Genomic DNA, 10216 nt, shown 5'->3' on the forward strand with positions numbered 1-10216 from the left:
GTCAGTCCAGCCGGTAGCGGATCAGCCGGGAGCTGTTGGCCACCACCGCGACCGACGACGCGTTGTGCAGGATCGCGGCCAGCACGGGGGACAGCGCGCCGCCCGCGCCGATGATCAGCCCGGCGGCGTTGACGGCGATGGACATGCCGTAGTTCTCCCGGATCACGTCGACCGCGCGGGCGCCCAGGTCGCGCACGTCGAGCAGCCGGTGCAGGTCGTCGTTGGCCAGCGCCACGTCGGCGGTCTCGACCGCGACGTCGGTTCCGGCCAGGCCCATCGCGATCCCGATGTCGGCGGCCGCCAGCGCCGGGGCGTCGTTGATGCCGTCGCCGACCATGCCGACCACGTAGCCGGCGTCCTGCAGCCCGCGCACCACCTCGAGCTTGTCCTCCGGCATCACCTCGGCGCGCCACTCGTCGATGCCCAGCTCCTCGGCTACCACCTGGGCGATGTCCGGGTGATCGCCGGTGAGCATGACGATGCGGCGGATGCCGTTGTCCCGCAATTGCTTCAGTACCTCGACCGCCTCGGTCCGCACCTCGTCGCGCAGGCTGATCAGCCCCACCAGCTTGCCGTCGACCGCGAGCAACAGCGGGGTTTCGGCCTGGCGGCGCAGCCTGTCCACCCACTCCGACGCCTTCTTCGAGACCCGCACCTTCTCGGCACGCAGCAGCCCGGGGCTGCCGAGCAGCAGTGTGCGGCCGTCGGCCCAGGTGCGCATGCCCAGGCCCACCAGCACCTCGCACTCCTCGTGCGGCGGGATGGTGATGTGGCGTTCCTCGGTGGAGCGGATCACCGCCTCGGCCAGCGGATGGCGGGAGTGGATCTCCGAGCTGGCCGCGTACGCGAGCACCTGCTCGGGTTCCCAATCCTTATGCAGCGCAATGATATTGGTGACGACGGGACGGCCGACGGTCAGCGTTCCCGTCTTGTCGAACACGATCGCGTCCACGCGCCCGGCCTGTTCGAGGTGGGAGCCGCCCTTGATCAGGATGCCGCGGCGCGCGCCGTTGCCGATCGCGGCGCTGATCGCGGTCGGGGTGGACAGGCCCACCGCGCAGGGGCACGCGATCAACAGCATGGTCATCGCGCGGCGGACGTCGCCGGTGACCGCGAGGGTGAGGGCCGACACGATGAACGAGGTGGGAACGAAACGGCGGGAGAAGTTTTCGCCGACGGTCTGGATGGGCGCCCTGTCGTGCTGGGCCTCCTCCACCCGGGTGATGATGCGCCCGATCGCGGTCTGGTTGCCGACGGCCTGCGCGCGGACCACCAGGCGCCCGCGCACCACGACCGATCCGGCGTGCACGTGCGCGCCGACCATGACGGAGACGGGCAGGTTCTCCCCGGTGATCGCGGACTGATTGACGATCGCCTCGCCGTCGACCACCTCGCCGTCCACCGGAATCGCGACGTGATCGTGGATGATCACCTCGTCGCCGATCTCGACGCTGTCGATCGGGACCTGAACCTCGGCCCCGTCGGTCAGCCGGATCCACGCCGTGTCCTGGCTGCCGCGCAGCAGTTCGGAAATGGCCCGACGGGTCCGGCGCAGGGTGAGGTCCTGCAGGTACTCGCCGATGTTGAGCAGCCACAGCACCGTCAGCGCCACCACGTTCTCGCGCAGCACCAGGCTCGCCACCGTCGCCGCCGACACCAGGGCGTCGGTGCCGGCCCGGCCGGAGCGCAACGAGCGCAGCGCGCCGCGCAGGAACGGGTAGCCGGTGAAGATGGTGACGCCGGTGGCCAGCACCCGGCCGTTCGGGCCGAGCAGTGGCGGCCGGGCGAACACGTAGCGGCGCACGCCGAGCAGCGCCAGCGCGGCACCGCCGACGACCATCCGCAACACGTCGGTGTTGCGGATCTCCTCCGAATGCGGCGCGCGCGCCGGGATCAGCTCGGCGGCGACGTGCGCGGCGGAGCTGATCGCGGCCAGCACCGCGGCGCGGTCGCAGCGCCGGGGCGAATACCAGACGACGACGCATCCGGTGCGCGGGTAGGCATGCACCACGCGCACGCCGTCCTCGCTGGCGACGGCCTCCTCGACCGCCACCGCGCGCCGCGAGTCGCACCGCAGCCAGCCGACGGAAACCCGCATGCGCCCGGCGGCGTCCGAAACAACCTGCAGCGCAGGGTCTTTCGATCGGACCGGGTCCAGGGCGGTGGCGAGCGCCATCTGCGCGGGGATCAGTGGTCGTGCTGGTGGACGTCGGCGACGGCCGGCGTGGGCGCTTCCTCGCCGATGCGTTCGCGGGCCTCGGCCATGACGTCGGCGATCTTCAACCGGGCGGACTCGGCGGCTTCCTCGGCCTTGCGCGTCCCGCGCAGCCCCAGCTCGGCCGCCGACACCGCGGTCTCGTGCAGCGGCGCCTTGGCCACGGCCTTGCGCACCACCTCGTAGGCCGTCACGCCGACCAGGCCGGTGACCACCGTCGATGCTGCCTTCGCCAAGAGCGCGTACCCCGCCATTACCCGGACCTCCCTGTCGTCGCGGCGTCAGCTGATGCTCGCTCGACGTTAACATTGAAATATTGCGATATCAATATGTATCCGCCGGGCCTACAGCTCGCGGTTCACCTTTTCGGTCTCGATCCGGCGCGCAAGCGCCGACGGGTCGGGGTTGGCCACCTGCACCAGCGACCCGCCGACGGCCAGGATCGCCAGCAGGCCGTCCACCAGCTCGCCGGGTTCCGACCACGCGGCGGTGGACAGCACCCGGTCACCGGCCGTCAATCCCCTTGCGGCGGCGGCGCTTTGGCAGTCGGCGAGAACCTCGTCGACGGATCGGCCCGCGAGGGCCGGGCCGGGATGGGGTTCGGCGACGATCTGGTCGCCGTGCACCCGCACGGCGGTCGCGTAGTCGGTGACGCCGATCGGCAGGTCGGGTGCGGGGCGGCCGAACGGGTCCAGCGACAGCACCGCCACCTCGCCGGCCCCGGTCTCGTCCGCCTCGGCCAGCCGTTCGGCGGTGCACATGGCGATGTCCGCCTCACCTGCCAGCACGGCCTCGGCGCCGATCCACCACACCCCGAACAGCACGGCCGCGGTCTGCCAGTGCGCCGGGAGCAGGATCGCAACCCGGCTGCCCGGCCCGGCGCCGAGCTCGTCGCGTAACAGGTTGCCGGTCTTGGCCGCCCAGTTGGCCAGCGTCGCCGCCGAGAGCTCGATGCGCTCGCCGGCCGCGTCGTCGTAGTAGGTGATGCGCGGGCCGACCGGGTCGGCCCGCAGCATCGGGTCCAGGATGGCGCCGGCGAGCGTGCTCAGTTGATGCACTCGGGCTTGTCGGAACCGGCCGTCAGGATCGGCGAGGGCGCCGGGACGTTCGGGTCGGCCGCCACCGCACCGACGTTGGACACGCGGGCGGGCATCACCGACCCGGTGCCCGAAAGTCCGGAGCCGGGGCCGCTGTAGTCGTTGCCCAGCACCACCCGCACCGTGCCCGCCGCGACGGATGGGTCGGCGACCACCGGCAGCCCGCCGAGCTCCTTGGCCACCTCTTGGGCGCCCAGGTCGTCGCTCTTGGCGGCCCGCACCTGGCTGCCCTTGACGTGGCCGCCGTCGTTGTTGCCGACCGTGCCGGCGCCAAAGCCCTTGGCGGTCAACACCTGGGAGACCGCCGATGCCAGGCCGTTGATGTCGGTGTCGTTGACCACGCTGGCGATGGTCTTCGCCGGGGTGTAGGCGAGCTCCTCGGTCTTGCCCTGCTCTTGGTCGTGCAGCAGCCCGTTGACCCAGTCCTGAACCTGGTGCGGGTCCACCCGCACCACGCTCTGCATGCCGTCGTCACTCCAGCCGGCCCCGTCCAGCACCGGGATGGTGGCGAACGCGACGTTGCCGCCGGCGAGCTTCTGCATCTGCTGGACGAAATCCATGACGTCCCAACCCTGCGAGATCACCACCGAGCGTTGCACCGCGGCCTCGAGGCGTCGCACGGTGGCTGGGCTGGACAGCGTCTTGCCGGAGATCACCCGGTGCGCCAGTGAGGCCATCACCACCTGCTGGCGCACCACCCGGTCCAGGTCGCCGCGGGGCAACTCGTGGCGCTGACGGACGAAGCTGAGCGCCTCCGGCCCGTCCAGCCGTTGTGGGCCGGCGGGGAAGTCGGCGCCCGAAAGCGGTTCGAACACCGGCTCTTTGAGGCACACGTCCACGCCGCCGAGCGCGTCGGTGATCAACGAGAAGCCGAGCAGCCCGATCTCGGCGTAGTGGTCGACGGTGACGCCGGTGAGGTCGGCGACGGTCTTGATCAGGGCCTCGCGCCCGGCCTCGGTGCCCTGCGCGGCGGCGTCCTCGGCGGAGTCGCCGGCCTTGACCAGGCTGGTGCGCTTGGCCTCGCGGGTCTGGCCGTAGACGCCGTTGATCTTCGTCTTGCCCAGGCCGGGGGCCGCGACGTAGGAGTCGCGCGGGATCGAGATGGCGGTCGCCGACTTCCCGTTGTTGGGGATCCGGATCAGGATGATCGTGTCGGTGTTGGTCGCTTCCTCGTCGCCGGCCCGCAGGGTGGCCAGCTCCTCTTGGGACAGCGGGTTGCCGTGCGCGTCGGTACGGCTGTCGAGCCCGACCAGCAGGATGTCGATCGCGCCGTCGTCGCCGCCCTTGCCGAGCGAGGGTGCGGACATGTGGAAGATGCCGTCCTCGAAGGACCGGACGTTGCTCCACGCGAGCCCGGTGCCGAGGACCACCACGAGGGTGAGCGCAGTGGCAATCACACGAACCACACGTTGCACAGGCATCCCACTAGGTTACTTGCGGCACACGCGCTTCGCGGGTAGCGAACCCCCGCGCGCCCCGGGCGTTCGCCCGGGCTTTCCCGGGCATGCCAGACTCAAACCATGTCGAGCAGGATCGTGATCGCCGGTGCCGGGGGCCAGCTGGGCAGCTATTTGCGCTCGCTGGCGGCCAGTCAGGGCCGCGACGTGCTGGCGCTGACGTCGTCAGAGTGGGACATCACCGACCCCGCCGCCGCCGAGCGGATCATCGAGCGCGGCGACGTGGTGATCAATTGCGCGGCGTACACCGACGTCGACGGCGCCGAGAGCGACGAGGCCGGCGCCTACGCCGTCAACGCCACGGGCCCCGAGAACATCGCCCGGGCCTGCGCGCGGGCCGGCGCCCGGTTCATTCACGTCTCCACCGACTACGTCTTCAACGGAGACTTCGGCGGCGCCGACCCGCGGCCCTACGAGCCCAGCGATCAAACCGCCCCGGCGGGGGTGTACGGGCGCAGCAAGCATGCCGGGGAAGAGGCCGTCCTGGCGGCGATGCCGGAGGCCGTCATCGTCCGCACCGCCTGGGTCTACACCGGCGGCGACGGGAAGGACTTCGTCGCCGTCATGCGCCGGCTGGCCGCGGGGGACGGGCCGGTGAAAGTCGTCGACGACCAGGTCGGATCGCCGACGTATGTGGGCGACCTGGCCGAGGCGCTGCTGCAGATCGCCGACGACCACGTGCCCGGGCCGATCCTGCACGCCGCCAACGAGGGCGCGGTGTCCCGCTTCGAGCAGACCCGCGCGATCTTCTCCGAGTGTGGCGCCGACCCCGAGCGTGTGCACCCGGTCAGCACCGCGGAGTTTCCCCGCCCCGCGCCGCGCCCGACCTACTCCGCGCTGTCGGGCCGCGAGTCCGCCGCGGCGGGCCTGCGGCCGTTAAGGCCATGGCGCGCTGCGCTTGTCGCGGCGCTCGCCGCCGATCTACCGTTACCCTCTACGCGTGACTGACGTCCTGCCGGTCGTGACGGTGACCTACTCGCCGGGCCCACACCTCGAACGTTTCCTGGCCTCGCTGTCGCTCGCTACCGAGCGGCCCGTGTGCGTGCTGATGGCCGACAACGGCTCCACCGACGGGACCCCGCAGGCCGCCGTCGAGCGCTACCCGAACGTGCGGCTTTTCCATACCGGCGCCAATCTCGGGTACGGCACCGCGATCAATCGCGCGGTCGCGCAGCTCGCCGAGACACCGGACATCGACGACGACTGGGTGATCGTGGCCAACCCCGACGTGCAGTGGGGCCCGGGCAGCATCGACGCCCTGCTGGACGCCGCCACCCGCTGGCCGCGCGCCGGCGCCCTGGGCCCGCTCATCCGCGACCCCGACGGCTCGGTGTACCCGTCGGCGCGCCACCTGCCCAGCCTCATCCGCGGCGGCATGCACGCGGTCGTCGGCCCGATCTGGAAGCGCAATCCCTGGACGGCGGCCTACCGCCAGGAGCGGCTGGAGCCCACCGAACGCGCCGTGGGCTGGCTGTCGGGGTCGTGCCTGCTGGTCCGCCGGTCCGCCTTTGGCCAAGTCGGCGGGTTCGACGAGCGCTACTTCATGTATATGGAAGACGTCGACCTCGGGGACCGGCTCGGCCGGGCCGGCTGGCTCAACGTGTACGTGCCGTCGGCCGAGGTGCTGCACCACAAGGGCCACTCCACCGGCGACGACCCGGCGAGCCACCTGGCGGCGCATCACAAGAGCACCTACCTGTTTCTGGCCGACCGGCATTCGGGGTGGCGGCGCGCGCCGCTGCGCTGGACGCTGCGGGCGTCGCTGGCGCTACGGTCCCGCCTGATGGTGCGTGGCGCGCTGCGCAGTCGGAGACGGAAACTGGCGGAAGGGCGGCGCTGAGATGGCTAACCCGCAAGTCGATGCCGTAATTCTGGTCGGCGGCAAGGGCACCCGGCTGCGGCCGCTGACGCTGTCGGCGCCCAAGCCCATGCTGCCCACCGCCGGTCTGCCGTTTTTGACCCACCTGCTCTCGCGGATCGCCGCGGCGGGCATCGAGCACGTCATCCTGAGCACGTCGTATCAGGCCGCGGTGTTCGAGGCGGAGTTCGGCGACGGGTCCAAGCTCGGCCTGCAGATCGACTACGTCACCGAGGAGCGGCCGTTGGGGACCGGCGGCGGCATCGCCAACGTGGCAGGCCACCTGCGTCACGACACCGTGATGGTGTTCAACGGCGACGTGCTCTCGGGTTCCGACCTCAATCAGATGATCGACTTCCACCGGGCCCAGCAGGCCGACGTCACCCTGCACCTGGTGCGGGTGGGCGACCCGCGGGCCTTCGGCTGCGTCACGACCGACGAGAGCGGCAGGGTCACCGCGTTCGTCGAGAAGACGCAGGACCCGCCCACCGATCAGATCAACGCCGGCTGCTACGTCTTCGAGCGCGGCATCATCGACCGCATCCCGCGGGGGCGCGAGGTGTCGGTCGAACGCGAGGTGTTTCCCGCCCTGCTCTCCGACCCGGACGTCAAGGTGTGCGGCTACGTCGACGCGACCTACTGGCGGGACATGGGCACACCGGAAGACTTCGTGCGCGGATCGGCGGACCTGGTGCGAGGGATCGCGCCGTCGCCGGCGCTGCACGGCCACCGCGGCGAGCAGCTGGTGCACGACGGCGCGGCGGTGTCGCCGGGCGCGGTGCTGGTCGGCGGCACCGTCGTCGGGCGGGGTGCCGAGATCGGTCCCGGCGTCCGGCTGGACGGTGCCGTGATCTTCGACGGCGTCAAGGTCGAGGCCGGCAGCGTGATCGAGCGGTCCATCATCGGCTTCGGCGCGCGCATCGGCCCGCGGGCGCTGATCCGCGACGGCGTGATCGGCGACGGCGCCGACATCGGCGCGCGCTGCGAGTTGCTGCGCGGCGCCCGGGTTTGGCCCGGCGTCTCGATCCCCGACGGCGGGATCCGCTACTCCTCCGACGTGTAGGTGAACCAGTGTGCGGCCAGCCGCACACTGGTGGTCGAGCGTGCGGCTAGCCGCACACTCGGCGGGTGGCGCGCCCCACCAGATAGGCCAACGCGTGATCGGTGCCCTCGGGTAGACCGTCGGCCGGCCACCACCGCAGGTCCTCCGACTCGTCGCTGATCGCGATCTGCGCGCCGGCCGGCGCGTGCGCGACGAACTGCAGATCCAGGTGGCGGGTGGGCACACCCAACGAACAGGTGAGCGCGTGGACGTGGATCGCGGCCAGCCGCGGCTCGATGCGCAAACCGTCGACGCCGGATTCCTCGGTGGCCTCGCGCAGCGCGGCGGCGACGATGTCGCCGTCGTCCTCGTCGCAGTGGCCGCCCAGCTGCACCCACCGGCCGACGCGGGGATGCAGCGTCAGCAGCACCCGGCCGCCGGAGTCGTCGAGCACCAGCGCCGAGGCGGTGACATGACCCGGCACGCACTCGCGGCGACACGCGTCGGGGCGGGCGTACACGAAGGCCAGGACCGCTTGCCGCAACGCGTCCTGCGCCGCGTCGGGCGCCTCCCACTCGGACAGCAGCGAGATCGCCGACTCCCGGACGCTCACCGGGAACCCCGCCGTTTCCGGCGGTCCCGCAGCGCGACCCAGGCCGCGCGGCAGTGCCGCACCACGTCGGGCGGCAGTTTCAGCCCGTCGATCAGGGCGTGGCGGTCGACGAGGTCGAGCGCCTTCTCGATCTCGTTGGCCTTCAACAGCAGGTCGACGTCGCAGGCGAGCTCGGGGCCGGCGAGCGCCGGCGGGGGAATGGGCAGCTGCTCGGCTTCGCGCGGTTCCAGCTCCAAGATCCCGCCGCCGTAACTGCGGCCGATGATCTCGGCGAAGGCGAACGTCACGCTGTTGTGGAACACCGCGGCCAGCCCGGTCGGGTCGACACCGGCGGTGAGCCGGACCCGGTGCACCGTGTCGGTGCTCGTCGCCGCGGCGGCGTTGACGGTCAGCCGCGGCGCCCGGTGGATCTGGCGCAGCATGAACAGGTCCGGGATCCACAGCGACGGCGTGCTCCACCACGGCTCGCGGATCGAGCACTTGAAGCCGCGGTCCACGCCGGCGGCCGCCCCGGCATCGATGTGCGCCAGCAGGGCGGGGTCGACGGCGTCGCGCCGCGCGTCGAGCAGCCAGCCACGGCGCCCGGCGGCGAGATCACTTGCCCGGCAGACGTTGTCGTAGACCAGTCCGCACAACTGCGCGCTGCGCGAGACGAGCGGGACGCAGTGGGGCAGCAGCCCGAGCTCGCGGGCCTGCGCGTCGGTGAACGTGAAGAAGCTGTTGCGGCCCGTCACGATTCCCACGTCCACGGCGGCGACCGACCCGAGCCGCGTCAGCGTCGTCGACTCCTTGAGCGCGCGCAGCAGCCGGATCGCGGCCGGGTCCAGGAAGTACTGGGTCCACTTCTCGTTCTCGTGCAACAGCGCGGGCGCCCATTCGGCGTCCAGGTCCGCGTGCGCGAGGGCATCGGCGTCGGTGAGGTGGACCGTGCGGATCCGGGCGGGCCCGGCGCCGGCGACCCCACAGAACAACACCACCTCCTGCAGGATGCCGTCGAACACCAATCGCTCGAACGTCACCAGCGTGATGTCACTGAACCGGCTCAACAGGAACTCGCGCAGCTGTGCGGCATAGGTGACCTGGAGTAACTCGGCGGGCAGCACCAGGCCCACCCGGCCGCCGTCGCGCACCAAGACCGAGCTAGCCACCACGAAGGGGACCCAGGCGTTGGTGAGCCGGCTGGGCCGCAATCCCTCGCGCCGCATCAGCTCCAGCGCGGGCTCGCGCTGCTCGGCCGCCCAGTTGCCGAACCGGATGTAGGGCGGGTTTCCCGCGACCCCGTCCCAACCTCCGGGCCGGGTGGTGGCGAGCCAGGCGAACAGGTTCGCGGCGTCGACGGGCGCGAATTCCCGCGCCTTGGCCGCCTCTTCGGCGACCAGCTCGACGCCGCGGAGCCGCCCGCCGAGGGCGGCCAGCTCGCGCAGGATCGCACCGTCGCCGCAGGAGGGTTCGACGATGCGCGGTCCGGCGCCGCGCACCCAGCGGGCCAGGAACCGGGCGACGGGCGCCGGTGTGTAGTAGCCGCCGCGGACCTTGTCGGCGGATGCCGCCGCCTTGCCCGCGAACGTTTTCATGGGGCCAGTATCACTTGCGGATCAACAAATCCCCGGCGTCCGCCGGGTCGCGCGGCCCGGCGGGTTCCTCGGGGTAGCCGATCGCGATGGCGCCCAACGGCTCCCAATCGGCCGGCAGGTCGAGCTCGGCGCGCACCAGGTCGGCGGCGAAGATCGTGGAGCCGATCCAGCAGCTACCCACTCCCCGCACGGCCAACGCGACGAGCAGCGCCTGCACGGCCGCCCCGACGGCGACGGTGAACATGGTGTGCTCGGCGTCGGTGCGGGCGGCGTCGGGATACGTGTGCGCGCCGTCGGGAACCAGCATCGGGACGACGACCTCGGGTGCGTCGTAGAGGATCTGGCCGCGTGCCACCCGCC

The 10216-nt window shown here is 71.7% G+C and carries 10 protein-coding genes; 3 read left to right on the plus strand and 7 right to left on the minus strand.

What is annotated here, in order from left to right; all coding sequences use genetic code 11:
• Position 1: 1 nt before the first annotated feature.
• The 4 genes from ctpC to A5697_RS03215 form a co-directional block, all read right to left on the minus strand.
• Complete coding sequence (gene ctpC / locus A5697_RS03200; protein ID WP_068007941.1) at positions 2-2176, minus strand: manganese-exporting P-type ATPase CtpC; 2175 nt, start codon at positions 2174-2176, stop codon at positions 2-4.
• An 11-nt stretch (positions 2177-2187) separates the two neighbouring features.
• Positions 2188-2469 (minus strand): DUF1490 family protein, encoded by a 282-nt coding sequence (locus A5697_RS03205; RefSeq protein WP_066949897.1) that lies wholly within the window; start codon positions 2467-2469, stop codon positions 2188-2190.
• A gap of 90 nt (positions 2470-2559) precedes the next feature.
• Entirely contained in the window at positions 2560-3273 is a 714-nt protein-coding gene (locus tag A5697_RS03210; RefSeq protein ID WP_197500897.1) for a TIGR03089 family protein, read from the minus strand.
• Positions 3261-4733, minus strand: coding sequence for an LCP family protein (locus tag A5697_RS03215; RefSeq protein ID WP_067946402.1), 1473 nt, complete (start codon positions 4731-4733; stop codon positions 3261-3263). Before A5697_RS03215 ends, A5697_RS03210 begins: the two co-directional genes overlap by 13 nt.
• A 99-nt stretch (positions 4734-4832) precedes the next feature.
• Here A5697_RS03215 and rfbD point away from each other — a divergent pair, with 99 nt between their 5' ends.
• The 3 genes from rfbD to A5697_RS03230 are packed head-to-tail and all read left to right on the plus strand — an operon-like array spanning position 4833 to position 7690.
• Positions 4833-5717 (plus strand): dTDP-4-dehydrorhamnose reductase, encoded by an 885-nt coding sequence (gene rfbD / locus A5697_RS03220; RefSeq protein WP_068007944.1) that lies wholly within the window; start codon positions 4833-4835, stop codon positions 5715-5717.
• A complete protein-coding gene (locus tag A5697_RS03225) occupies positions 5710-6609 on the plus strand; it encodes a glycosyltransferase family 2 protein (RefSeq protein WP_067946398.1) in 900 nt (299 codons plus the stop codon). The genes rfbD and A5697_RS03225 overlap by 8 nt, the downstream gene beginning before the upstream one ends.
• Before the next feature lies 1 nt (position 6610).
• A complete protein-coding gene (locus A5697_RS03230) occupies positions 6611-7690 on the plus strand; it encodes a sugar phosphate nucleotidyltransferase (RefSeq protein ID WP_067946396.1) in 1080 nt (359 codons plus the stop codon).
• Positions 7691-7736: 46 nt separating this feature from the next.
• On the opposite strand, the gene A5697_RS03235 is transcribed toward A5697_RS03230, so the two are convergent.
• The 3 genes from A5697_RS03235 to A5697_RS03245 form a co-directional block, all read right to left on the minus strand.
• The gene (locus tag A5697_RS03235) at positions 7737-8282 is read right to left on the minus strand and encodes an NUDIX hydrolase (RefSeq protein ID WP_068007945.1); all 546 of its coding nucleotides are present in this window, start codon (positions 8280-8282) and stop codon (positions 7737-7739) included.
• A complete protein-coding gene (locus tag A5697_RS03240) occupies positions 8279-9856 on the minus strand; it encodes a class I SAM-dependent methyltransferase (protein WP_068007948.1) in 1578 nt (525 codons plus the stop codon). The genes A5697_RS03235 and A5697_RS03240 overlap by 4 nt, the downstream gene beginning before the upstream one ends.
• A 10-nt stretch (positions 9857-9866) precedes the next feature.
• The coding region (locus A5697_RS03245) for a nitroreductase family protein (RefSeq protein WP_197500898.1) at positions 9867-10216 on the minus strand (350 nt) is incomplete at its 5' end.

Source organism: Mycobacterium sp. E3251 (assembly GCF_001666835.1).
Classification (GTDB): Bacteria; Actinomycetota; Actinomycetes; order Mycobacteriales; family Mycobacteriaceae; genus Mycobacterium.